This window comes from Candidatus Atelocyanobacterium thalassa isolate ALOHA (assembly GCF_000025125.1).
In the GTDB taxonomy this organism is placed as follows: Bacteria; Cyanobacteriota; Cyanobacteriia; order Cyanobacteriales; family Microcystaceae; genus Atelocyanobacterium; species Atelocyanobacterium thalassae.
Window position 1 is genome coordinate 339,944 of the sequence record NC_013771.1, and the last position, 25,826, is coordinate 365,769.

The window sequence follows — 25,826 nt, forward strand, 5'->3', positions numbered from 1 at the left end:
TTTCTAATTCTAAGATATTAACCGTAAAGATCATATCTTGATTGAATTAGCCACCATAAAGAATATCCTTCTTAAACTTTGTGGAATAGTAAGAATAAATCCAAAAGATTGATTTATTATTTTGTCAATCATTAGCAGGTTGCAGGTCTTCATCATATCATCATTTATAATAACTTGTATTGATTATGGTAGTAATTTATTCAAAGAAGCCTAGGTAAAAAAGAGTTGGACATAAGCCGGATTTTGTTCTAAAGGAGAGTTATCTATCTGGGATATTTGTTACCAAATATCTCTTGCGGTACACCTAGATGGGATTGGAAAAAGATCAACCTATATCCCTTCGACCTTGCTCCCAACTGGGGTTTGCCGAGCCAGTATCTCACAATACTGCTGGTATGCTCTTACCATACCTTTGCACCCTTACCTTTTATCAAGGCGGTATTTTTCTGTGACACTGTCCTCACGCTCGCGCGCACTGGGTATTATCCAGCAAGTTTGATCTTTTGGGAGTCCGGACTTTCCTCAGATTATTTGATTTTAATAACCCGCAACTCTCTCGCCAACTCTTTAATGATTATATCTTAATGTTTTTTATAAGATAACTTCAAATTTTTTATATATCTTAAGAAGAATACAGCACATTAAAAAATTACCTTCAAAATAAAACTTAATATATTTGTTCTTGTCAGTGAGGGTAGATTAAATGATAGATAATCAAATCACTATTTAACTCGAAAGTATATGTTCCGATCCTCATACTCTAAATTATACGAATTTATTCATAATCAATGTATAGTTTTGAGACACTAGTTATGTCTTCTAGTTTCAAGAACTTTAAACTATTTTTTGCATAGCGGTTCTAAACATTTTTTGAAAAATTTTAATAACTTTAGCAAAGCTTAATTGGGAATGATTTTGTAAAGGATCAAGAGCTTGTAATTCAAGTAATAGCTTAGCTTCTTGTATCTGAATATTGCCATCACTATAAATTAAAAAACTTAAAGACTCTAAAAGTTCCTGATAATCTTTTAGAGTCGGATGATCACCTAAGTACTCTTCTAACCATTGATAGCATTGAACTGCTTTAATAGGTTTTAATTCTGATAGAAAATACTTTAATTCCATATCTCCAGACAATCCATTATGTTCTGATATCTGTTTCAAATAGTTTCTTTCTTCTATCTGGATAATTCCATCTATCCAAGCAACTCCAATTAAAATTTTTAGCAGTTGTTTTTTTTATATTTTGTACTCATTATCTATTGACTAGGTTTTCAATGAACTATAGTTGAATTTTTACGTAGTTTTACCATAAAGAATCCGTCCATATTGTGTTCATGAGGCAATGTTTGTAACCATCCCGATGATGTAATAAAGGGCGAAAAAAGTTTAGAAAAAAGAGGTTTTTCAATATTCCATTCAGGATTATTTTTAAGAAAATTACAAACGATTGTTTCATTTTCCGAAACATTTAAAGTACAGGTAGAGTAAACTAATACGCCATTTGGTTTTACCCATTTAGATGCTTTATCTAATATTTCTTGTTGTATTATTGATAATTGTTTTATTTTTTCTGGAGTTTGTCTCCATCGAATATCTGGATTTCTATGTAAAGTGCCCAATCCAGAACAAGGAGCGTCTACTAAAACACGATCAGCAAAGTTATTAAACTGTTGCAAATATCGACTATCTCCTTTAACAAGTTTGATTGATCTTAACTTTAATCTTTCTATATTTTGTTGAATTTTTGTAAGACGAGACGAAATACGATCACAAGCTAATATCAATCCTTTATCTCTCATTAGCTCAGCAATATGAGTGGTTTTTCCTCCAGGAGCAGCACAAGCATCTATTACAGTTTCCCCAATCTTTGGATCTAATAAATAACTAACTAATTGCGCACTAATATCTTGTACTGTCCAATCTCCCTTTATAAATCCTGGTAAATTTTTTATATCGCCTGTTTGCCCTTTTAGCCTCAAAGAGCAAGGTAAATGTGGTAAATATTCTACATTTACATTAGCCATAATAAGTTCATTCTTGATTTCTTGAGTAGTCTTTCCAAGAACATTTACACGTATATCAATTGTTGGAGATTGATTGAACCAATAGCATAGTTTTACCGAAGTATCTCCTCCCCATTGTTGGTACCAATTCTTAACTATCCAGTTAGGAAAACTATATTTGATGGCTGTAGTGTTAACAAAATCTTTCGATAATATCAACTTACAGTTTTCTTTCTTTTTTACTCTAATATATTCTCTCAATATTGCATTAACAACTTTAGACAGAACATTTAAATTATTATTTTTTGCAAGATCTACACTTGTATTAACAGCTGCAGACAAAGGGACATGATCAAGATATAAAAGCTGATATAGTCCAATATGGAGAATACGACGTAAAACCGGTGACTGTTTTTGAGATTTTTTATTTCCTAATTGATCAATTAAGGAATCTAGAGTACGTTGACAGCGTATTATTCCATAAACTAATTCTGTACATAGTCCACGATCCTGTCTACTTAGTTCGTTGTGCTTAAAAGCACTATCTAGGGATATGTTGATAAAACTATTATTCTTATCTATTTCTCTTAGGATTTTTAGAACTAGTTGACGAGCATTAGAAACTTTCAAAATAAAATGTTATTAAAAATTAAGCTATGGCTTGAAATGATTGAAAAATTAAGATTAACTATTTAAATGTATTTAAATTATATAAATAATAATAATAATTTGCTATTATCCATTATTATTTAATCTTAAAAAATAATTTAATTGGGATAAGTAAATCTAATCAAAGTATCTTTTAATCTCTCTATGTTAAAGACCTTATTTGATAATTAATAATTTTTATGTATGGGCACTTAGGTAATATGGTAAATTTTTAAAAATGAATAAAATAATAGGAACTCTATATGGAATAAGTATAGGGCCAGGTGATCCTGAATTAATTACATTGAAAGGGAAACGATTGTTGAAGGAAGTTCCTGTCATAGCTTTCCCTACAGGTAAAGCTAATAAAACAGGTTTAGCCGAACAAATAATTTCTTTTTGGGTTAATGAGCAACAGATAAAACTGCCTTTATACTTTCCTTATGTTAAAGATAAGAAACAATTGTGGGAAGCTTGGAAAAAAGCTGCCTGTAATGTTGAAAATTATCTCCATAAAGGTATTGATGTAGCCTTTGCTTGTGAAGGAGATGTTAATTTCTTTAGTACTTTTACGTATTTAGCTCAGTTTATACTTAAGAAGTACCCTCAAATTTCAATAAAAACAGTTTCTGGCGTTTGTTCACCAATTGTTTCTGCTTCTACTTTAGGTGTTCCATTAGCTTTTTATTCTCAAAACTTAGCTATTCTTCCTATAGTTCACAATGTAGATGATATCAAAGTAATAATGCGTTGGGCTGATGTCATTGTTTTACTAAAAGTTAGTTCTGTTTACATTCAGATATGGGATATTTTGAAAAGTTTAAATTTATTGCACAAAACTTCTTTAATCATTAGAGCTACACAATTAGAAGAGAGGGTATATAAAGATTTAACTAACCATCGCTATTTATCTATTCCATATTTTTCTTTAATGGTTATTCAAACTAACTAGCTAAAAACTGTTTAATTGCTATTCATTTTCCATGAAAAAATCTTTGAAACTAACAATATTATTTACTTATCAGGTATTTAATAAATTTTCATAGTAGTTTCAGTTTGAATCACCATACAGTTTGTTTTAATAGATTTATTTTTATATTCTCAATAACAGGAAAAAACAAATATTAATTTTAATTAAATAATGGATGACTATATATGTTATATTTACTTAGTTGCCAAACTTTAAGAAAATAAAATTTTATTTATTTCTCTAAAGCTGCTATAATAAAGCTTTTGTATACTAGGAGAAAACCAATAATATGTCTCGTTATAGAGGGCCTCGCCTTAGGGTTGTACGAAGACTTGGAGAACTTCCAGGACTAAGTAGAAAAAACCCTCGTCGCACTTATCCACCTGGACAACATGGTCAGGGTCGTAGAAAACGTTCTGAATATGCTGTGCGACTCGAAGAAAAACAGAAACTTCTTTATAATTACGGAGTAACTGAAAAACAGTTAATTCGTTATATGAAGAAAGCTCGTCGTGCTACTGGTTCTACAGGACAAAAACTATTAGAACTTTTAGAGATGCGCTTAGATAATACAGTATTTCGTTTAGGAATGGCTGGAACAATACCTGGTGCTCGTCAGCTTGTAAACCACTGTCATGTATTAGTAAACGGACGGACTGTTAACATTGCTAGTTATCAGTGTCGTGCTGGAGATATTATTTCTGTTAGAAATAATGATAATTCTCGTCGTATGGTAGAAGCTAATATGCAATATCCTGGACTAGCTAACCTTCCTGAGCATCTAGAATTTGACAAAAATACTTTCACTGGAAAGGTTAATGATGTCATTAAACGCGAATGGGTTGCACTACAAATTAATGAGCTTCTAATTGTTGAATACTATTCTCGAAAAGTATAAACTAGATAAGCAATTTTATAATTGTTTTCTCTAAATAATGAGATAGAGGTTGCTTAGGCAACCCTTATCAATTTAAACTTTAGTTATCTTTCATGTAAGAAATAATTTATGAGAAAGACACGAAATTAAATAATTTTTAGTTAATCTAGATTTCAATCGCTGTACAAGTTTTTGTAACAATACGCTGCATAGATGTTACACAAAATATATTCATTTTATATGGCTCTTAAATAAGATACATTAAGTATTTTCACTTAGGTAATTTTCCAAACTTAGAAATTTATATATCAGCTTTTCCAATACTTATAAGCCGTATAAGCTAAAGTAGTTATTCCTGTCGCGATCGCCGATTCATCTATATCAAATAGAGGATGATGTAAGGGATGATTTATCTTGTTTGGATAACCAGTACCTAGCCGAAACATTGTTCCTGGTGAATATTCTAAGTATGAGGAAAAATCTTCTGAACCTAATGATGGCTCAGATAAGATTCTAACAAAATCATTTCCCCATGCTTCTCGAGAAGCATTTTCTAGAATACTAGTAAGATGGATATCATTTTCAACAGAAGATACTCCCCATTGATAATCAATTTCGTACTTAGCATTATGAGCTTGGCAAACATTGGAAATAATACCTTCTATCCATTGAGGTAGCTTAGCACGAGTTTCAGGATGTAATGAACGCATCGTACCAGACATTTCCACTTGGTCTGCAATAATATTAGGCGCATGCCCTCCAGTAATTTTTCCAATTGTCAAAACTAGTGGATGTAGGGGGTTTTGAGTACGGCTAATAGCTTGTTGTAAAACTGTAATTATTTGAGATGCAATCCATATTGCATCTACTGCTTCATGAGGCCGAGCTCCATGTCCTGATTCACCCTTAATAAATACTTGAATATTATCTACTGAAGCTGTTAATGTTCCATATTTGATGCCAATAGAACCCGCAGGAAGAGATGGGAAAACATGAACTCCAAAAATTGCATCAACATTATTCATAACGCCATCTTGTAACATCCATTTAGCCCCTTGAGCAATTTCTTCTGCAGGCTGAAACAGAAATCTAATATTTCCTCCTAATTGTTTTCTCAGCATAGATAGAATAACTGCAGTTCCTATTCCTACTGTAGTATGGACGTCATGTCCACAAGCATGCATTACCCCAGAATTATAAGAAGAAAAGTTTAATTTAGTTTTTTCTTGCATGGGTAAGGCATCCATATCTGTACGAATTGCTAAAACACTTTTTTCTTCAGAATCACTAATCAAATGCCCTACTACTCCTGTTTTACCAATAAATTTTTCTACAGGAATATCATAAGAAGAAAGTATATTTGCCACATAAGCAGCTGTTTGATGTTCTTTACCACTTAATTCTGGATAAGAATGTAAATTTCGGCGAATTTCAACAAATCTAGGTAGAAAATCTTCGACGAGATTTTTTATTTCAGATAGCATATAACCTTTATGGATTGTTGTAATGTTAGTATTACTACTAACATTACAACAATCCATAAAGGTTAAGAATTTTTTATGTTTTAAATTTATAATTGTTAGTATTATTTATTTAAACTAGAAAAACTAATTGACTTAAAACTATTTATGCAAACTAACTTAGAGTAACAAGAATTAAATTTTATGACTAGTTTTTAGAAGGGAAGATAAATATCACCAAGTAGCATTGGATAGGAAGCTCCAGTTACTTGTGGTAAGTTTCCTGGAATTTTATTTACATATCTCCAATAAGCTAAAACTGCAAAAGAAATTGCTTCTTTAAAATCACTGTTTAAGCCAACTTCAGTAGTTGTTTTTACCATAGTCTTATAAGGCGAATGATGTTTTATACGTTCTTTTAAATAAAGATTATGACTACCTCCCCCACATAGCAACACTTCATCAATAGGATGTTGAATAAAATGTTTATAACTATTAGTAATAGAAATTGCAGTTAACTCTGTAATAGTAGTTAAAAAATCTGTTTCAGATAGTTCATAAACTTGAGCGTCATTCCAACAATATTCTAAATATTCTTTTCCAAAAAGCTCCCTACCAGTTGATTTAGGAGGCTTCTGATGAAAAAAAGTATTATTTAACCATTTTCTGATCAATTGATAATCAGGTTTACCTTGAGATGCCCAATCTCCATTTTCATCATAAAAATGTTTTCCCCTGCTTAACTTGTGAATAGCCAAATCAATTAACACATTTCCTGGTCCAGTATCCCATCCTGTAATGTTTTCAAACCAGTTATCCATACATCTTGGCGGTAAGTATGTAACATTACCTATTCCACCAATATTTTGTATGCATCTATGATACCGAGAATGACCCAACATACAAGCATCTACTGCTGATACTAAAGGTGCTCCTTGACCTCCAACAGCTATATCAGCAGCTCGAAAATTATTGACTGTTGGAATACCTGTAAAATTAGCAATAATTTCTCCCCTGCCTAGTTGAATCGTATATCCCATAATATTTTCAACTGGCGGTCTGTGAAATACAGTTTGTCCGTGAGAGCCAATTAAATCTACAGGAAAAAATTCTTTTTGAACTTCTTTAACGACATCTACAAAAGTCAAGGCGATTTTTTCATCTAATTTAGAAAATTCTTCTATTGATAAAGAGTGACCTTCAGCAACTTTTAAAATCTGATTTCGAATTTTTTCTGGATAGGAATAGCTAATATTTAATAAGTATCTAATTCTCAGATCGAGTTTATTTCCTTGGATTTCTATTAATGATGCATCAATGCTATCTACTGATGTACCACTCATTAGTCCGAGACAATACATATTTAAAATTAATTTTTTGTAAACTACAATTGTTTAAATTCTATCTTAATGTATACATTATTATTTTTTATATATATAACTAACCCATTTAAATATCTCATCTAGTATTTACGAAAAATAAAAAGCTTTAAAATATTATTAATAATGATTTTTAGTTATTAACTTATATTTAATCGTTAATAAATAACTCAATATAAGTTAGTAAAGTTCACCTATAAGTAATTAAGAACGTTTAGGGTCTGTAAAAAGTAATAGTGAATAACTACAACTTATTTTAAAACTTCATTCAAACTATAAAAAATATTTGTATTTAAGACAAAAATACTCTCTTATGTTAAAAACTATATCATGTGGAAACTATTAATTAAAAATATTTTCGTTTTACTTGACTTAAATTAATCAAGGACCTAATTAAGATAAAAAATACTTAGATATTAGTATAGTTTTTATAGCAATATTAAAATAATTACTAAAGTAATTGAGCTAATTATTTTAGCTTACACAAATATAAGACTAGCCAAATATTATCAGTAATAATATCGTTAAAATATAACTTTTGTTAACTGATCTAACTCTTAAGATTCTTATTGAGAGGCAATTGATATTTTACATTTACAACACATCATAATGCCTAAAATCCGATTGAAATTTAATCAAAAGCTCATTTCATATTTTTTTGAAACAGCACAACCCTATTTTTTCCCTATCAATAATAATCAAATATGGGTTTTCTGTACGTTATTAGTAACACTAATTGTTATGGTTATTAGTTTAACTTTTTTCATGACAATTGGAGCAACTCTATTAACTAATACAGTTTTCGCTAATTTCTCTAATGTTATTACTAATAGTTTTGTCAATAAAATTAATAATATTTTAGATTCAAATATTGTTAGTTATGTAGCCATTATTTTATTAATTAGTAATTTAATTTTTCTATCACAATTTTCTAAAATCAGTAAAAAATGGAAGCAGTGGTTTTTACTAGGATCTCTTCTTTTTCTTTTACTAGTTGTTAATGGATTAAGGCTCATCATGAGCTATGTTTTTCGTTTTATTGATACTGCATTGACTGAAAAAAATGCAGATGTTTTTTGGCAATTTATGATAGTTTATGGCTTGGTATTAATCTCTGCTGTACCTATTATTGTCACTTACCGCTATACCAGGAAAAAGTTAGGCTTAATGTGGCGAGAGTGGCTTACAGAGAGTTTCTTGAGTCGCTATTTTAGCTATCGTACATATTATAAGTTAAATTCTGAATCTATCGGGAAAGAAGTGGATAACCCTGATCAGAGAATAACGCAAGATATAAAATCTTTTACAACTGTTACTCTTGATTTTCTACTTGATTTCTTTAACTCAATCTTAACATTAATCTCTTTTTCTTATATTTTATACACAATATCTGAGAGGTTAACATATGGTTTATTAATTTACGCAATATTTGGTACTGTAGTAGTTTTAATTGCAGGAAATCGTCTAATTAAGATTAATTATGCTCAATTGCGTCTAGAAGCAAATTTTCGCTATAGCATCTTAAGAATTAGGGACTATGCTGAATCAATTGCATTCTATAGAGGGGAATTTTTAGAAAACAAACAAGTTGCTAAAAAATTAAAAAAGGTTGTTAAAAACTTTAACTTATTAATCATTTGGCAATCAGTTATAAATCTTTTTCAATTAGGGTATAACTATTTTACGAGATTAATACCATATATTATGATTGCTCCTTTGTATTTAAAAGGAGAGTTAGATTTTGGATCTATTGCACAGGCAACTGTTGCATTTAGTCAAGTTCTGGAGGCGCTATCTTTAATAACTAACCGGATTCCGGAAATCACAAGATTCGCTGCTAGTATTAATCGCTTGGGAGAATTTTATGAATCAATGAATCCGAAGTTATTAAACGAAGAAAAATTAAGTAATAATTTAATTCATATCGAAAAATTCCCTTTTATTGTTTTACAAAACGTTTCTTTATACCCTCCTAATTCTCAAAGAAAATTAGTTAAAAATATTACTATTCGTGTAGATAGAAGTAATAATTTATTAATTATGGGGACTAGTGGAACTGGCAAAAGTTCTCTACTTAGGGCTATTGCCGGACTTTGGAGCTCAGGAGATGGAACGATCTTTCGGCCTAGTCCAAAAGAGATATTATTTTTACCCCAACATCCATATATGATTTCAGGAAGTCTAAAAGAACAACTTTTATATCCTGATGTAGGGAAGTATATTACACAAAGCCAACTAAATGAAATATTAACAGCTGTTGACTTACAGAGTTTGAGAAATCGTTTTCAAGATTTTGACATAAAAGAAAATTGGAGTAGCTTATTATCTTTGGGAGAACAACAGCGTATAGCATTTGCTAGAATTTTAATTACCAAGCCTCGTTATGTTATTTTAGACGAAGCTACTAGTGCTTTAGATGAAGAGAATGAAGAGTCTCTTTACTATAGTTTATCAACCTCAGAGACTAGCTATATTAGTGTAGGTCATAGACCTACTTTGACTAAATATCATCAGCAAATATTAACCATAATGGATAAAGGTGATTGGGAACTAGAAATTCACAAAGTTCATAATTAGCTAAAGTTACAATAAAGTATTATGTAATAAATTTTTATTTTTCAGATCAAAAAAATTAGTTTATGATCATTGAATATAAAAATACGTCTTATATATTTATATTTTTGATAAGCATCAATGTAAAAAATTACTATACTATTTTAGATAACTAAAGTTTAAATTTCCTTTCTATTCAAAAAATTAGTATAATAATTGTATGAGGTTCTTAGAATCTTTCTTTTATTCTTAAACATGCAGTCAAGACCATTAATTTATGGAATCTAGTAGTTCATCAAAGAAGGGGACAGAACCTTCTGCTCATAGGTGGAATCATATTATAGGAACGGTAATTGCCATGGTAACCCTAACATTACCTGTCTTTGTAATTGCATATTACTCTTCAAATAAAGTCGATTCTCCATCGAGTCAATTTCATTATCTGAATGATTCTAGAAAATAGTATCTTTATTATCAATCAAAATGTCATCTATATTGATTCATATGAAGAAAGGTACTAAACCACAACAATAAAAATATCATTTAAGGAACTTATTAAAAATATAGTGAAAATTTATATAGTTTTTTATCTAGCCTTGCTAATAAATGAAACTTAAAAACACTTTATAAGAATTATGGCCTTCCTTAAATTGAAGCAATAGTTTTTAATTGCTAAGTTAAAAAATTAAAAACCTTATCTTAAACATTATAAAAAAACAATTAAAATTTCAAACTTAAAATCATTTGACATGCTATGTATATCAAATTATTCAGTGAATGAATGATAGATAAAAGCTTCAAAAATCATTTTTAGATTTCAGCAATATTACTATTTGGCTGTAATCACTCTATTGATATATCAAAGTATTTTGTTTTATACTCAAAAGCTGAAGAATAGTAAATTCCTACGGAGAAATTTGGGAATGAGAAGATTAAAATCGAACAATAAACGCTAAAAAAATTAATATTCATGTCAGATTTGCCAGCATCCATAGCTGTTTATTATCATCAAAGAACAAAATACGATCCCCAAACTATTGCTACTAAGAACAAAGGCTTGGATTGGTCAAAACAGCCAATCCCTTTCAAAGAATATAAAATTGGTAAATCTTACGAGCTAATAACTTATTCATCAAAGGAATCACCATTTACTTCTCATTCTTCATATTGGCAAAGGCTTTCTCGTTTATGTGGCTGTAGTTATGGATTAACAGCAAAAGTTCCTACTATTGGAAGTCCTATATATTTGAGAGCGACTCCCTCAGCTGGAGGATTATATCCAGCTGAAGTTTATTTAATTTCTAAAGGAACTTCATGGCTACCAGCTGGACTATATAGTTACCAACCACAAAACCATTCTTTGTTGCATTTTTGGGATAATGATGTCTGGGACAATCTAAAGAAAGCATGTTTATCTCATCAAGCTCTTGAAAATTCAGAGCTAGCAATCGTCACAACCGCTATTTTTTACAGGTCTTCTTGGCGATATGAAGATAGGGCTTATCGAAGAATTTGTCTAGATACAGGGCATTTGTTGGGTAATATAGAGCTAGCTTGCGCTATGACTAATTACCGTCCTCACTTAATCGGAGGATTTATAGACAATGTACTTAATAAAATTTTTTATTTTAACTCTAAAGAAGAAGGAGTAACTTCAGTTATAGCCTTATCTGACTTAACCTACAATAACAAGAATTTAGAGGATATAGGGCCTACAGCTGTACCTTCAATTATAAAAACCAATTATTCCGAAGTATCTGATGGAGAATTACTAGGCTATTTTCATCAAGCTACTGAGATACAAGAGTCTGATATTAATAAAGTACAAAAAATAGTATCTCAAAAAAGTATTGTAGAAGATAAGTATAACTTTCCATTTTGTTTAAAGGTCTCTACATCCACAACTCCTATAGTATGGGGAAGTGATTTTAGTCTTCTTGAAAAAACTATTTTCAAAAGACGATCTACTCGTGCGTATACGGGTGAAGAGTTAACTTTAGATGAGTTAAAAGCATTATTACACTTTACTTACCAGTCTCAAGATTATGTTCATCAGGGATTTGATTCGAATCCTGATTATTTTGATATCAGTTTAATTGAAACTTTTATAGCAGTCTCTGGAGTAGAAGGACTAGAATCTGGTTGTTATTATTATGCTCCAAAGGCTCAAGAACTTAGACAAATTAGGTTTAAAAATTTTCGAAAAGAATTACACTACCTGTGTTTAGGGCAAAATTTAGGAAGAGATGCAGGGGCAATTATTTTTCACACGACAGAATTGAAAAAGGCAATAGAAAAATATGGTGATCGTGTCTATAGATATTTGCATCTTGATGCAGGACATTTAGGTCAAAAAATCAATCTGGCTGCTATTCATCTTCAACTTGGCGTAAGTGGAATTGGTGGTTTTTTTGACGATCAAGTAAATGAGGTTCTTGGTATTCCTGAAGATGAAGTTGTTATTTACATTACAACAATTGGAAGACCAAGATATCAATCTATAAATTAAATAGCAAATTAACTTAACTTATGGTGCTTCTTAATTATTAAAAATAATGGTTAATAAATTCTAGATATTATTTAGTTCCTATATTTTTAAACCATATCTAGAATTTTACTTAAAAATGACTTTTTAGAATTACTTTATGTTTAAAATTTATAATACTATTATATTCCGGTGCGGTATTCTTTACTAGTTTTCAATCTAAGTAATAAGCTATAAAAAATAGTATGTTATCTACTAGATTTTTTTAGTGAGAATAAAATTATGAGTAATACAAGTAATTTTCGTAAAGCAATTAATGAATCTCAAAAGAAAGACATTGTCGGTCCTAATGTTATAGCTAATGCTTTACCTATTGTTGGTAGTGGCTTAATTTTGACTGGACTAGGAACGTATGGTGGACTAGGCATAATCAATTCTTATCCAGAGACTTTTTCTTCAACTTTTGTAATTGCTGTTATCTTAGAACTGGTTTTCTTTTTTATTGTAAATAGAGTAATTAATAAGAATAATCAAAGTATTGCCTTACCTTTATTATCTATTTATAGTTTGTTGTCTGGATATACTCTCAGTGGTATTGTTTATATTGCTTTAGGAACTGAAGGAGTAGGAATTCAAGGAGTAGGAATTTCAGCTTTTGGATGTGGAGCCACTTTTATTATTGCCCGTAGCATTGGAACAAACTTATCAGATCAAGATGGGATGGCTTTAACGAAAACAGTTCAATTAGGATTAATAGCTCTCTTGGCAGTAATTATAGGGCAATTTATATTTTCTATTTTTGGCTTCTACACACCGTCATGGTTAGAGATAGCATTTTCTGGATTAGGAGTATTTTTATTTGCAGGAGCTGCAGTGGTTGACTTTTACGTGCTTCCTCGTAGTTACAATGATAAACAGTATCTTGCTGCAGCACTTTCAATGTACTTGACTTATATTAATTTATTCGTATTTATCTTAAGATTAGTGATCTCGCTTAACGATAGAGATAATAATTAAAACACATAAAAGATTAAAACTACTCCTATTTTACGTTTATTTTGTTATAATAATTGAGAGTTATTAATTAGTATTGACCTTAAAATCTTTATGAACTTTAAATTCATAGTATTTTATGACCATATTAATTCTTAATTTTTTGTTTAGTTCCTTTAAATATATAAGCAAGGCAAATTCACAAAAATTATGAATACTAACACTGACAAGAGAGCTTTTGATGAACCTAAATTTGGCTTTACTGAATATGCAGAACGCTTAAATGGCCGCGCTGCTATGATCGGTATTATGAGCATTTTTATTATTGAGTATATAAGTGGACAAGGCATTTTTCATTGGCTAGGTCTATAAATTACGCTTAATAATTTATATCTACCGCTTTCAATTGTATGAATCTTAAGCTATTTTCATAAATAAAACGCTAAGATTTTAGGTATTAAAATAACATCATTAAAAATAGGTATTTTAATGTTACAAGATCAAATACATCCTCAAGAACATCGTGATCGCCTTATTGTTAATGATTTATTAAATTCCCAAGCCGATGATTACAAATTGGTTGAGTTAGCAAGATTATTAATACGTTATCAGGATTTTCCAGGAGCTAGGAAAATATATCAAGATTTGAATAAAATTTTAGCTACTTGGCAATTAACACAAGAAGAATTATTTGTAAAAACTCGTGAAATTCATAATAAAAGAATTCTTCATTCTGATTCCCTAGACAACGAAGTTCAAGATTGGAATTAATTTTCTAGATAATACCTAAGATTTATTACTTATAGAAGTAAGAAGCCTTTTATATAAAGGTAAGAAAATAGTTAAATTTTATTTATATATGATTCAAAATTAAGTTATTTAATGAAATCGAATTCCTAAGAAAATATCATAAAGGAAGCCTAGAAAGTTTTTTCCTTTAAGTAAATCTAAAGATTGTTCGCATTCTTTTTCGTCTAGTAGTTGTTTGGTTGCATAGTAAGCAGGCTCGTATCTATACCAAGGAATTGATGGCCATAAATGATGAACTAAATGATAGTTTTGTCCGAAAATTAAAAAGTTCAATATTTTACTTGGATAGACTCTAGCATTTTTCCAACGATTACGTTCTTGAAAAGGCCGATGAGGTAGATAATCAAAAAATAGCCCTAGAGCTACACCTACTACTAGTGCTGGTACAAACCAGAAATTCATAACATAATTAATGAATCCGTATTTTATACCTAGTACGATTACAGTAAATAAAACTAATCTACTTAAGAACCATTCTAATATTTCGTATTTAACCCATAGACGGCGTCTAAAAAAAAATATCTCATGGTAGAAAAAGCGCGCTGCTATCATCCATAAAGGTCCCCCTGTTGATACAAAATGATCGGGATCATTTTCAGGATCATTGACATGGGCGTGGTGTTGTAGATGTACTCGGGTAAAGACAGGAAATGCAAAGCCTAACATTAATGCACTACCATGACCTAGAGTTGAATTGATAGTTCGGTTTGGATGAGCTGAATTATGTGAAGCGTCATGTATAACAGTGCCAGAAAAATGAAGAGCAATAACGTTACAACTAAAACATATCCAATCTCTCCAGTTCCACAAGAAATGTCCACAAGTTGAAGAGAAAATTAAAAACAAAGCAGTTAAAAACATGACTACATTGGGATTAAATCCACCAGGAGCCTTCAAAAACTTTTTGGGAACCGTTTGCAGCGTTCCTGCCGACTGCATGATGATTTTGTACCTCTTCCTCGAAATTATTTATTAACACTACTAAGCTTACACGATAATGGAAATTTAACAAAGCTTAATAACATATCTTCTCTTAGTGTCTACAAACTAATATAAAAGATGAATAACAAAGCAAAATTTTATTTAAAAAAATTCAAGAAAGTTAATTGACAGAGAGTTCTAGCACTTTTCTAAAATTATGGAAATAAGAAGCAAAATTCTTAAGATAGATTAAAGTTTCTCATATTTTGTCCTACCAGTAGAGCTAAGATAAGTTAATATATAATTTACGTATGAAAGTGCTATAAAATCGAATGGCGATAGCTTATGTTATTGGATTAGGAAAATCAGGAATTGCTGCTGCAAGGTGTCTTAAACAAGAAGGGTGGAGTGTAGTTATTAGCGATTCTTCAACTTCTTCTGAACTACAAGACTTACAAAAAAAATTAAAACTAGAAGACATTACTGTTAAGTTACTTCATAATCCAGTTTTTCAGCCTTCTTTTTTACCAGAATTAATAATAGTTAGTCCAGGAGTACCATGGGATGCTCCTTTTTTAGTTCAAGCCCGTCTTCATAAAGTTAGCATAATTGGTGAATTAGAGTTATCCTGGCGATATCTTAATTTATCCCCTTGGTTAATTATTACTGGTACTAATGGAAAAACTACAACCACAAAATTAGTTGAATCAATTTTTCAAAAATCTTCACTTAGTGCTGTTGCCTGCGGGAATGTCGGAAATGCAGCTTCTGAATTAGCTTTATCTAAACTAAAAAATCCAAGTATTCCCAATTATGACTGGATTATTACAGAAGTTAGTAGTTATCAGTGTGAATCTTCTCAAACGATAAGGCCTACGATTGGTATTTGGACAAGCTTTACACCAGACCATTTAAGTCGCCATAAAACATTGCATAACTATTATTCGATAAAGGCTTCATTACTTAAAAATTGTAAATATCAAATTTTAAATAATGATGATAACTATCTACATACTATAAGTTCTCACAGTTGGCCAAATGCCTATTGGACAACAATAAAAGGAAAAGAAGATTTACCTTGTGATCCTATTAAAGGAGTATATGTCCAAGATGGTTGGATTGTTGCCTTTGGAGAATTAATGTTTCCAATAAACTTATTTAAAGTTGCAGGACTCCATAATCAACAAAATCTTTTGATGGCTGTTGCAGCTGCTAAGATTGCCGGAATCGATAAAAAAGATATTTCTTTGGCAGTAGAAAATTTTGATGGTGTACCTCACCGTTTAGAATATGTTGTTAGCATTGATGATATTCAGTTTATAAATGATAGTAAAGCGACTAACTATGATGCTGCTGCTATGGGTTTGATTTCAGTAGAATCCCCTGCTATTTTAATTGCAGGAGGACAATCAAAAGAAGGAAATGATAGCGAGTGGATTAAACTTATAAAATCTCAAGTTTCTAAAGTCCTACTCATTGGTGAATCTGCATCTTTTATCGCAGAACGTCTTGAAAGTTTTAGCTATTATAATTATGAAATTGTTGAAGAGATGGACGTAGCAGTAAGAAAGAAGTTTCAGCTTAGGTAAAGAATTAAAAGCTAAAGTAGTTCTTTTATCTCCAGCATGCGCAAGTTTTGATCAGTATAAAAATTTTGAAGATCGAGGAAATTGTTTTAAAAGTCTATGCAAAAAGCTTTTTATGGATACTAATGAGCTGCTTTAATGAATATTCATCTAAACTTTATTTATCAAGAACAGTTTTATCTACGATCACATCATAAATACTGTATTACGATTATTGATATTTATTTTTCATATATCAATAATAAAAAACGTTTTATAGATTATTGGAAAGTAAAATCCACTTTATAAACACCCTTACCACCTCTCCTTTTTAATCAAATAAATAGATATTTCGTATTTCCTACTGATAGTTATTTTTGTGTTAAAGTACTATTAAATAGTAAAAAAAACCGTGCTAAATCCACTTAGGAAGTTTTTTTTATCAATTTATTAAAGCGTTTTTTCAAGCTACCCTGTGAACGGAGTTAATTACCCTATGACAATCCCTCAGGATCGAATTATCCCAACAGATTTAAGTAATGAGATGTCTCGTTCTTATTTAGAATATGCAATGAGCGTAATTGTAGGACGAGCTTTACCTGATGCAAGGGATGGTTTAAAACCTGTTCATAGACGTATTTTATACGCTATGTATGAACTAGGATTAGTTCCGGAAAAGCCTTTTCGTAAATGTGCTCGTGTTGTAGGAGAAGTTTTAGGGAAATATCATCCCCATGGAGATACGGCTGTTTATGATGCTTTAGTACGTATGGCCCAGAATTTCTCTATGCGTAGTCCTTTGGTTGATGGACATGGGAATTTTGGCTCAATAGACAATGATCCTCCCGCAGCTATGCGTTATACAGAGTGTCGTCTTAGAAATCTTTCAACTGATGCTTTACTCCGAGATATAGAATTTGAAACTGTAGATTTTGCAGATAATTTTGATGGTTCTCAAAAGGAACCTGTTGTTCTTCCTTCTAGAATACCGCAGCTTCTTCTTAATGGTTCCTCTGGTATCGCTGTAGGTATGGCGACTAATATTCCTCCACATAATTTAGGGGAACTGATTGATGGAACTATTGCTTTAATACATAATCCAGAGCTAGAAGAGAAAGATCTTATTAAAATAATTCCAGGACCTGACTTTCCTACAGGAGGACAGATATTAGGCCGCTCAGGTATCCATGAGGCTTATATGACAGGTCGTGGTTCCATAACAATGAGAGGAGTCGCCCAAATTGAAACTTTGGAATATCAAGGACGTTCCAACAGAGACGCAATTATTATTACTCAGTTGCCATATCAAACAAATAAATCTGCTTTAATTGAGCGCATAGCTGATATGGTGAACGATAAACGTATTGATGGAATTTCCGACATTCGGGATGAAAGTGATCGTGAAGGAATGCGTATTGTAATCGAGTTAAAAAGAGACGCACATTCCAGAGTAGTTCTTAATAATATTTATAAGCAAACTCCTGTCCAAGCAAATTTTGGAGCCAATATGCTAGCTTTGGTGAAGGGAGAACCGCAACTCCTAACTCTAAAAAACTTCCTTACTGTTTTCATTAGTTTCCGAGTAGAAACTATTATTCGACGTTCCAAGTATGAACTTAGAAAGGCAGAAGAAAGAAATCATTTATTACAAGGACTTCTTATTGCTTTAGATAGCCTAGATCCTATTATCTCTATTATTCGTAGTGCAGATGATTCAATAACTGCAAAGAAAAAACTAATAGATCAATTTGAACTATCTGATGTTCAAGCAGATGCTATTTTGCAAATGCAACTACGTCGTCTTACTGCTTTAGAAGCAGAAAAAATACATGCTGAACATAAAGAGTTACAAATAAAAATTGCTAACTTAAATGATATTTTATCTAAAAAAGAAAGAATAGAAGCCATTATAGAAGAAGAATTAGTTCAAATTAAGAATATTCACGGCACTCCTAGATGTACGGAAATTATTCATGATGAAGGAGAAATTGTAGATACTGATCTTATCGCTAATGAACAAGCTATCATACTTCTTACTGAGCAAGGGTATATAAAAAGAATGCCTGTTAGCTCTTTCGATGCACAGCAAAGAGCAACGAGAGGAAAAGCTGGAGCAAAAATAAAAGAAAACGATGTGGTAGAACATTTTTTAACTTGTTGTGATCACGATGTAGTCCTTCTCTTTAGTGACAGAGGAGTCGTTTATGCTACTAATGCTTATCAAATTCCATCTTCCTCAAGAACGTCAAGAGGGGTTCCTATCGTACAGATGTTGTCTATCTCAAAAAGTGAAAAAATAACTTCTATTATTTCAGTTAGTGAATTTAAAGAAGATATCTTTTTAGTAATGCTGACTCGTCAGGGCTATATTAAGAAAACCGCTCTTTCTGCTTTTAGTAATATAAGGACTAATGGATTAATAGCTATTTCACTCGGAGAAGGAGATCAATTACGGTGGGTTAGATTAACTAGAGAAGAGGATAGTGTAATCCTTGGTACTCGACTAGGAATGGCTATTCATTTTCATGCAGATCACCAACAGCTACGACCTCTTGGTAGGGCTACAAGAGGTGTAAAGTCTATGAGATTAAAGAAAAAAGATGAATTAATTAGTATGGATATTCTTTCTGCTCAAGTAACTATAGGAGTCGAGGAATCTCAAGATAACGAAGAGGTATTGGAAATAGAACCTGAAGAATTGACTGAAAAAGAAACTAGTCTAGGACCATGGATTTTAGCTATTACCAATAAAGGTTATGGAAAAAGAATTCCTATTACTCAATTTCGCTTACAGCGTCGTGCTGGCATGGGAGTAAGAGCAATTAAATTTAAATCGGGAAAAGATAATTTAACGTCACTTCGTGTTGTAAATGCAGAAGATGAATTAATGATTGTTTCGAATCGAGGTATTATTATTAGACAAGCTGTAAAAGCAATTTCTTTACAATCTCGTTCTGCTACAGGGGTTAGAGTACAAAGGCTGGATGAAGATGATGCTATTGCTGCAGTTGCTCTTGTACCTCCTGTACCTGAAGAAGATGGAGAAAATGAAGAGATTTAATCTATAAATTAAATCTCTTACAAATTTGTCAATAATTAATCAGAAACAACTTTAGTTTGTAACGAAGATTGATTTAATAGTTGACGAAATTCTTCTCCTTCTATAGTTTCTTTATCAATTAGCACATCAACTAAGTGATCAACTAATGTACGATTATCAGAAATTATTTTTTGTGCTTTTTGATAGCAAAGTTTAACTATAGAACGGACTTGTAAATCAATCTTTTCTGCAACTCCCTCAGAATAATCAGATTGAACAGCATTGTCAAAACCAAAAGAACTTTTATCATCCTTCTCAAGTGCTACTAAGCCTAACTCTGACATTCCAAAACGAGTAACCATTTGTCTCGCTAAGTAAGTTACTTTTTCAAGATCATTACCTGCCCCTGTAGTAACTTCATCTTGTCCAAAAATCACCTCTTCTGCAACACGTCCTCCCAGAAGACCAGATATTCTAGCTAATATTTGATTGCGAGTAATTAATGCGGATTCTTCTTCGGGAGTAAACCAGGTCAACCCTTTTGCTTGCCCTCTAGGTATTAAAGTTACTTTTTCAACTGATTCATGTTCAGGAATTATTGTCCCTACTAAAGCATGACCAATTTCATGATATGCAATCAACCTTTTACTTTTACTATCAATCAGAGGTGCTCCCTCCATACCAGCAACAACTCTATCTATAGCGTCATAAATTTCTGTCATAGAAATAGTTTTCTTCCTTCTCCTAGCTGTAAAAATTGCGGCTTCATTCAAGAGATTAGCTAGATCAGCACCTGTAAAACCTGGGGTGCGTCTAGCAATAGTTTCCAATGAAACACTTTCGCTAATTTTTTTATTCCGTGAGTGAACTTCTAAAATACCTTGTCTTCCTTTAAGATCAGGATAATCAACGATGACCTGTCTATCAAACCTTCCAGGTCTTGATAAAGCCGCATCTAAAACATCAGGACGATTAGTAGCGGCAATTAAAATTATTCCTGAATTTCCTTCAAAACCATCCATTTCAGTTAATAGCTGATTAAGAGTTTGTTCTCTTTCATCATTACCACCGCCATATCCGACTCCTCTTTGACGACCAACAGCATCTATTTCATCAATAAATATTAGACAGGGAGTATTTTCTTTAGCTTTTTTAAATAGATCTCTAACTCGTGAAGCACCAACACCTACAAACATTTCTACGAATTCTGAACCAGAGATGCTAAAAAAAGGTACTCCAGCTTCTCCAGCTATCGCTTTAGCTAGAAGAGTTTTACCAGTCCCTGGAGGACCAACTAGTAGTACTCCTTTAGGGATTTTTGCTCCAATAGCAGTAAACTTTTCTGGCTCTTTAAGAAAAGTTACAATTTCTTGTAACTCTTCTTTTGCTTCATCAATTCCAGCTACATCTTCAAAAGAGATACCTGTAGTTACCTCCATTTGAAAACGAGCTTTAGATTTACTAAAGTTAGTTGTCTGACCTGAGATATTTGTGGATCTTCGAACAATAGTAATAACAATTACCAATATTAGAAGTAAAATTGGAACTTGGAGAAGCAAACGTACTGCAGTAGAATTATCTGATGACGGACTGTAGTCAATTTTTACGTTATTAGCTTTTAAACTCTGAATCAATTCAGGATTTTTCTCAAATAGAGTAACTTGTTCAACTATATCGTTGTTGTTAAAGTTAACTTGTGCTTTTTGTAATCTAGGATCGATCTCAATTAGACTTATTTTGCCTGATTTGACATCTTCGAGTAATTTACTGTAATTATAAGAATCTTTTTTTTGTTGTCCAAAACAAGGAGAAGACATCAATAATAGATTCAACAAGATACTGGCAGCTATTACATTGTTCGTTTTTTTAAACTTAAGTCTATTAGAGTTTAAGCATGGCATATTTTTCTTATGCATTATATTTGATTTGTATTTTTGCTTTAATAAAGTTGAAAAATATTTCATATTTTTCAACTTGAAGAAATTTTTATTATTAATAAAGATGAAATAGCATTCTTGTATAAGATTTGAAAAAACGATTTGTTTATGATTTTGAATTAGGATTTATCGTTTTTTTTAAATAATCACTACCAATTAAACTATTTCCAATTCCCTGTAAAATTCCTTTACCTACTAATCCAATGCTACGACCGATTATTTGGGTTAGAAGATAAACTATGGCATTTCCAGATGTTTTCAATAGAGAACTTAAAGGTAATGCTATGGCATCTCTAATTTCTAAAATAATTGTAACAGACCAGCGTATTCTAGTTAATTTATTAAGTTCTTCTTGTCTAGCTGCGTAAACAAACATAAGATTTATTCCTTTATCTTCTAAGAAAAAAAGTTGATGTTGACTTTCAAAAATGTTTTTAGGCTCTTGCCAATATTCATTTTTTCTATACTCCCATGCCAATCGATTTCTGAATTTTGCTAATTCTCTTGTTGAAATCATGTTTGTATGAAATAAATTTTCTTTAACTCTTTCATTATTTGAAAAATTATTCAATATCAGTGAAATGATTCCGTTCGAGACTTGTATTATAACGTTATGTAAAGCCTTTTCTGTTTTCTCTGTTAAATTTACAGTAGTATTTATTGTTAAAGTCTGCTCTTCTACCCAAACATCCTTAAGTAACAAGTAATCTAATAATTCTATACAAAAAGGTATTTTATCTAAAATTTCTTTAGATATTAAAACTTCATTATCTTCAATGATTTGCTCAAGTTCTTTTAAAGAAATTTTTTGAGCAAGTTTGCAATATTTTTCAATAAAAATTAAAGAAGCTTCTCTCCATAACTTCTGCAAAACTGATAGGCTGCTTTTGATAACTCTTTTATTTTCTATCTCAATAAAATTTATATCTTCTATAATCCTGTATAAGTGTTTAGTAACTATTTTCAAAAGTTCTTTTCTTTTATCACCTTCTAATATATCAATTTCCAAATATACTCTAGTAAAATTACTAGTGTTTTTCTCAATTTTTTCAAGAGTTCGATTAAATATTATTAGGCTATTTACAGGCTGAACTGCACTATTTGTAATCCAAAAATTCTTTAAAAATGAATCATTTTTGATTTGATTATTTGATTTGTTAGGCTTTTGCCTAAGGACATTAATACTGAAAAGTTTTTCTAATAAATAAGAAACTACCAATAGCTCTCTTCTCCTTCCTTTCCAAAATAAGATCTTTAGCTTAGATGCCGAAGGTTTTTTTAAAGTTTCATTAATAAAGATTAGTCGATCTTCAATAAGCTTAAGACCATATCTTTGAATACGGGATACCCAATTATTGTTTGTGATTCGGGATCTGGACTTAATAAACTGATGATTTAAAGAAGCTGATTTATATAAAAATTTATTCTGAATTACTTCGTCTAAATTATTTATTAGTACATCAATTTCAATATTTTTATCAAAATATCCTCGGATACCTATTTTTTGAAATTCTTTTTCTTCTTCAACTCTAAAGTAGCGACTTAAACAACATAATCTAATACTTGGATATTCTCTTCTAATTTTTATACAGAATTGCTTAATAGCTAAAAAACTATTAAATAAATTAGGTTCAAAAATAATTATATCAGGTGAATTGGTTGATAATTTTATAAAAATATCAGTTAAATTATCAGCTTGATCAATAATTTTATATCGAGAATCTTTACTTAAGGCTGTTGCTAAACCTAAAAGAAAAATCTGATCCGTATCTAGAATTAGTATAGAAATAGAGCTATCACTCACAGTTTTAAAGGTGAAGACTAATGAGGTTAATAATTAAAATCAGCTTTATTGTAAACACTTATATATGAATAAATCAATATAACAACTACTTATTAATTTTTTTTATTTGTTATGTATATTTTATAGAAAATTAATCTTAAAAAATTACTAAATTTCGTTGAGTTTTTTGAGAAGAATCGATCTTTGTAATATTAGTTCTTCTCTTCTTTAGGATCACTTAGATTCATTATATTTTCAATAGTGGCACAATAATCATCTGCTCCAAAGCTAGAAGGAACTATGGTTTTTTTATAAGTAAAATGACGGTAGTTCATAGAAAAATAATCCCATGCTTCCATACGTAATTGAAAAATTTTAATAAACATATTTGCCAAAGTAATTGACAATGGAATTCGGAAATAAATTCTTTTATTAAAATACTTACATATTGTTTCTACCGCTTCATTAACTGTTGTTTTTTTATTACCTAAAACAATATCTTTATTTGTAATGGCTAGAGATGGATTTTCAATTAAATATTTAATAACTTGAGCTATATCTTTTGCATGAATATAATGGAAACTTCCATCTATTTTAAAGAAACGTATTAAACCTATCCATTTTGTAACATCGTTAATACCACCAGATAAATGAGAATATGGTTTATTGTGTTCTCCTCCAAAAACTAAAGTAGGAAAAACTGTGACAATCTTTTCATATACTGGTAATTTTTGTAATTGGGTATAACATTGGTATTTAGTCCGTATATAGTTAGTACCAAGCGTTCTTGCTTCAGGTAGTGGCTTGTTGTTCTTATCTAAGATGCTTGCAGTAGAAAAATAAATAATTTGCTGACATACTTCAGAGTCTAATAGATTGATTAAATCTATCATTGAACTTACATTAATTTCATAAGATTCTACGTCTCCTCCCCAGCTTGTTGCAGCTAAAATGGCGATATTAACTGTTTTTAAAAAATCACTTAGCTGATTTATATTTTTCAAATCTTCTTCAATTAAATGTATGCCAGGACGGCTATTATAATTAAATAACAGCTTATCTGGATTTCTCACTAGGAAATAAAGTTCATAGTCTGTATAGTTAATTAAAGTTTCTGCTATGTAGTGTCCTATACATCCACTTGCACCTGTTATGAAAATACGTTTCATTAGTTATTTTTTTATAATACTTTAGACAATAAAAAGATACTAAAACCTTCCTATTGCCGATATATTGTAACAGACTTTGAAAATATATTTATGCTGTTGAGTTTTACAATTTAATTAAATAGTCAAAGTTGTTAATTTATCAATTTGCTTGGCTATTTCGAAGAAATATCTAACATTTTCTTCTGGTGTTCCTACCACTACTCCATGACCTAAGTTTAAAATATGTCTGCCTTTACCAGCTTTTTGTACTGTATCAATAATACGTTCTTTAATAACTTTGTGAGAACCAAATAATATACCTGGATCAATATTACCTTGTATAGTTATATGATTACTTAAACGTTGCCTAGCTTCTGCCATATCTATTGTCCAGTCAATACTTACAATGTCTGCTTTAGAACACTCCATTTGGTTTAGTTTCCCAGCACTACTATTGATATAAAGAATAACAGGAGTATCTGGGTAAATTTTTTTAATTTTATGAATTACTTGTTGTTGATAAGGAAGTGCAAAAGATTCATAGTCTTGAGGACTTAAATGTCCAGCCCATGAATCAAATAATTGTATTATTTGTGCCCCACAAGCGATTTGATGACATGCATAAGTAGCTATTGAATTTGTAATCTTACTTAAAAGTCGATGAAGAATTTCAGGTTCAGAAAAAGCCATAGCTTTAGTGATAGTATAGTTCTTAGAACTTTTACCTTCAATAGCATAAGCAGCTAATGTCCAAGGTGCACCAACGAAACCTAATACAGTAGATTGATTACCTACCTCTTTTCTTAAAGACTGTAAAATTGTTTTCACGAAAGGTAAGGATTCTTCCGGTTCGAGATCATGCAGATCTTCAATTTGTTTTAGTGTACGAATTGCAGGGGAGATTACTGGTCCTTTATTAGGTATGATATCAAAAGAAACACCCATGCCAGACAATGGAGTCAGTATATCTGAAAACATAATTACACCATCTGGCTGAAAAGCATGCCAAGGCTGTAGAGAAATTTCAATAGCAAGATTAGGATTTTCTGATCTTTCTCGGAAACTAGGATATCTATCTCGTAAATCTCGATATACTTTCATATAACGTCCAGCTTGTCTCATCATCCAAACAGGCGGACGATCTAAAATTTCTCCTCGTGCTGCACGAAGAAGATAAGGCATATTGTCAGCTCCTTTCATATAGCTTCCAAGGTAATAAAATTGCTCCTCTAAGGTATCATTAGGCGTGAC

Annotated in this window: 18 protein-coding genes, 1 other RNA gene and 1 pseudogene; 10 read left to right on the forward strand and 10 right to left on the reverse strand. The window is 31.0% G+C overall.

The genetic code is table 11. The features are described from left to right. Positions 1-217 precede the first annotated feature (217 nt). From rnpB to UCYN_RS01490, 3 genes are all read right to left on the reverse strand, one after another. Positions 218-567, reverse strand: an RNA gene (rnpB, locus tag UCYN_RS06065) — RNase P RNA component class A. 267 nt (positions 568-834) lie between these two features. Next, positions 835-1,230: a tellurite resistance TerB family protein gene (locus UCYN_RS01485; protein WP_041487719.1), complete on the reverse strand. Its 396-nt coding sequence runs from the start codon at positions 1,228-1,230 to the stop codon at positions 835-837. 44 nt (positions 1,231-1,274) lie between these two features. Next, positions 1,275-2,636 carry a 16S rRNA (cytosine(967)-C(5))-methyltransferase gene (locus UCYN_RS01490; RefSeq protein WP_012953726.1) on the reverse strand — a complete coding sequence of 454 codons (1,362 nt, stop codon included), beginning with the start codon at positions 2,634-2,636 and terminating at the stop codon, positions 1,275-1,277. 256 nt (positions 2,637-2,892) lie between these two features. On the opposite strand from UCYN_RS01490, the gene UCYN_RS01495 reads away from it, so the two are divergent. Then, complete coding sequence (locus UCYN_RS01495) at positions 2,893-3,606, forward strand: precorrin-2 C(20)-methyltransferase (RefSeq protein WP_012953727.1); 714 nt, start codon at positions 2,893-2,895, stop codon at positions 3,604-3,606. Positions 3,607-3,913: 307 nt separating this feature from the next. After that, complete coding sequence (gene rpsD, locus UCYN_RS01500; protein WP_012953728.1) at positions 3,914-4,522, forward strand: 30S ribosomal protein S4; 609 nt, start codon at positions 3,914-3,916, stop codon at positions 4,520-4,522. A gap of 287 nt (positions 4,523-4,809) precedes the next feature. Here the strand turns inward: rpsD and UCYN_RS01505 are convergent, their stop codons facing one another. Both UCYN_RS01505 and UCYN_RS01510 read right to left on the reverse strand, forming a co-directional pair. Beyond that, positions 4,810-5,985, reverse strand: coding sequence for a M20 family metallopeptidase (locus UCYN_RS01505; protein WP_041487819.1), 1,176 nt, complete (start codon positions 5,983-5,985; stop codon positions 4,810-4,812). Between the two features lie 191 nt (positions 5,986-6,176). Next, a complete protein-coding gene (locus UCYN_RS01510) occupies positions 6,177-7,322 on the reverse strand; it encodes an anhydro-N-acetylmuramic acid kinase (RefSeq protein ID WP_041487721.1) in 1,146 nt (381 codons plus the stop codon). 627 nt (positions 7,323-7,949) lie between these two features. Between UCYN_RS01510 and UCYN_RS01515 the strand changes: the two genes are divergently transcribed. The 6 genes from UCYN_RS01515 to UCYN_RS01535 all read left to right on the forward strand — a co-directional run bounded on the left by UCYN_RS01515 (position 7,950) and on the right by UCYN_RS01535 (position 14,142). Beyond that, complete coding sequence (locus UCYN_RS01515) at positions 7,950-9,917, forward strand: ABC transporter ATP-binding protein/permease (protein WP_012953731.1); 1,968 nt, start codon at positions 7,950-7,952, stop codon at positions 9,915-9,917. 253 nt (positions 9,918-10,170) lie between these two features. Next, a complete protein-coding gene (locus UCYN_RS06095; protein WP_012953732.1) occupies positions 10,171-10,356 on the forward strand; it encodes a TLTLP motif-containing protein in 186 nt (61 codons plus the stop codon). A gap of 507 nt (positions 10,357-10,863) precedes the next feature. Then, on the forward strand, positions 10,864-12,402 hold the full coding sequence (locus tag UCYN_RS01520; RefSeq protein WP_012953733.1) for a SagB/ThcOx family dehydrogenase: 1,539 nt from the start codon (positions 10,864-10,866) through the stop codon (positions 12,400-12,402). 258 nt (positions 12,403-12,660) lie between these two features. After that, a complete protein-coding gene (locus UCYN_RS01525) occupies positions 12,661-13,395 on the forward strand; it encodes a Bax inhibitor-1/YccA family protein (RefSeq protein WP_012953734.1) in 735 nt (244 codons plus the stop codon). Between the two features lie 186 nt (positions 13,396-13,581). Further along, a complete protein-coding gene (locus UCYN_RS06185) occupies positions 13,582-13,743 on the forward strand; it encodes a CAB/ELIP/HLIP family chlorophyll-binding protein (RefSeq protein ID WP_012953735.1) in 162 nt (53 codons plus the stop codon). 117 nt (positions 13,744-13,860) lie between these two features. Beyond that, complete coding sequence (locus UCYN_RS01535) at positions 13,861-14,142, forward strand: DUF3288 family protein (protein ID WP_012953736.1); 282 nt, start codon at positions 13,861-13,863, stop codon at positions 14,140-14,142. Positions 14,143-14,250: 108 nt separating this feature from the next. Here the strand turns inward: UCYN_RS01535 and crtR are convergent, their stop codons facing one another. Then, positions 14,251-15,120 carry a beta-carotene hydroxylase gene (crtR, locus tag UCYN_RS01540; RefSeq protein ID WP_012953737.1) on the reverse strand — a complete coding sequence of 290 codons (870 nt, stop codon included), beginning with the start codon at positions 15,118-15,120 and terminating at the stop codon, positions 14,251-14,253. Between the two features lie 314 nt (positions 15,121-15,434). On the opposite strand from crtR, the pseudogene murD reads away from it, so the two are divergent. Together murD and gyrA are read left to right on the forward strand one after the other, a co-directional pair. Beyond that, positions 15,435-16,827 (forward strand): annotated as a pseudogene (murD, locus tag UCYN_RS01545) (UDP-N-acetylmuramoyl-L-alanine--D-glutamate ligase). 336 nt (positions 16,828-17,163) lie between these two features. Then, positions 17,164-19,728: a DNA topoisomerase (ATP-hydrolyzing) subunit A gene (gene gyrA / locus UCYN_RS01550; RefSeq protein ID WP_012953739.1), complete on the forward strand. Its 2,565-nt coding sequence runs from the start codon at positions 17,164-17,166 to the stop codon at positions 19,726-19,728. Positions 19,729-19,763: 35 nt separating this feature from the next. Here the strand turns inward: gyrA and ftsH are convergent, their stop codons facing one another. From ftsH to hemE, 4 genes are all read right to left on the reverse strand, one after another. After that, positions 19,764-21,608 carry an ATP-dependent zinc metalloprotease FtsH gene (gene ftsH, locus UCYN_RS01555; protein WP_407078872.1) on the reverse strand — a complete coding sequence of 615 codons (1,845 nt, stop codon included), beginning with the start codon at positions 21,606-21,608 and terminating at the stop codon, positions 19,764-19,766. A 142-nt stretch (positions 21,609-21,750) separates the two neighbouring features. After that, entirely contained in the window at positions 21,751-23,448 is a 1,698-nt protein-coding gene (locus UCYN_RS01560) for a DUF3685 domain-containing protein (RefSeq protein WP_012953741.1), read from the reverse strand. Between the two features lie 191 nt (positions 23,449-23,639). Continuing rightward, positions 23,640-24,596, reverse strand: a complete 957-nt coding sequence (locus UCYN_RS01565) for an NAD-dependent epimerase/dehydratase family protein (protein WP_012953742.1) — start codon at positions 24,594-24,596, stop codon at positions 23,640-23,642. 114 nt (positions 24,597-24,710) lie between these two features. Continuing rightward, complete coding sequence (gene hemE / locus UCYN_RS01570; protein WP_012953743.1) at positions 24,711-25,775, reverse strand: uroporphyrinogen decarboxylase; 1,065 nt, start codon at positions 25,773-25,775, stop codon at positions 24,711-24,713. Positions 25,776-25,826: the final 51 nt, after the last annotated feature.

Excerpts from the sequence above, each read along its gene's own strand:
- UCYN_RS01495 (WP_012953727.1), top strand. The coding sequence starts at position 2,893 with ATGAATAAAATAATAGGAACTCTATATGGAATAAGTATAGGGCCAGGT.
- rpsD (WP_012953728.1), top strand. The coding sequence starts at position 3,914 with ATGTCTCGTTATAGAGGGCCTCGCCTTAGGGTTGTACGAAGACTTGGA.
- UCYN_RS01505 (WP_041487819.1), bottom strand. The coding sequence starts at position 5,985 with ATGCTATCTGAAATAAAAAATCTCGTCGAAGATTTTCTACCTAGATTT.
- UCYN_RS01510 (WP_041487721.1), bottom strand. The coding sequence starts at position 7,322 with ATGTATTGTCTCGGACTAATGAGTGGTACATCAGTAGATAGCATTGAT.
- UCYN_RS01515 (WP_012953731.1), top strand. The coding sequence starts at position 7,950 with ATGCCTAAAATCCGATTGAAATTTAATCAAAAGCTCATTTCATATTTT.
- UCYN_RS06095 (WP_012953732.1), top strand. The coding sequence starts at position 10,171 with ATGGAATCTAGTAGTTCATCAAAGAAGGGGACAGAACCTTCTGCTCAT.
- UCYN_RS01520 (WP_012953733.1), top strand. The coding sequence starts at position 10,864 with ATGTCAGATTTGCCAGCATCCATAGCTGTTTATTATCATCAAAGAACA.
- UCYN_RS01525 (WP_012953734.1), top strand. The coding sequence starts at position 12,661 with ATGAGTAATACAAGTAATTTTCGTAAAGCAATTAATGAATCTCAAAAG.
- UCYN_RS06185 (WP_012953735.1), top strand. The coding sequence starts at position 13,582 with ATGAATACTAACACTGACAAGAGAGCTTTTGATGAACCTAAATTTGGC.
- UCYN_RS01535 (WP_012953736.1), top strand. The coding sequence starts at position 13,861 with ATGTTACAAGATCAAATACATCCTCAAGAACATCGTGATCGCCTTATT.
- crtR (WP_012953737.1), bottom strand. The coding sequence starts at position 15,120 with ATGCAGTCGGCAGGAACGCTGCAAACGGTTCCCAAAAAGTTTTTGAAG.
- gyrA (WP_012953739.1), top strand. The coding sequence starts at position 17,164 with ATGACAATCCCTCAGGATCGAATTATCCCAACAGATTTAAGTAATGAG.
- ftsH (WP_407078872.1), bottom strand. The coding sequence starts at position 21,608 with ATGCCATGCTTAAACTCTAATAGACTTAAGTTTAAAAAAACGAACAAT.
- UCYN_RS01565 (WP_012953742.1), bottom strand. The coding sequence starts at position 24,596 with ATGAAACGTATTTTCATAACAGGTGCAAGTGGATGTATAGGACACTAC.
- hemE (WP_012953743.1), bottom strand. The coding sequence starts at position 25,775 with ATGAAAGGAGCTGACAATATGCCTTATCTTCTTCGTGCAGCACGAGGA.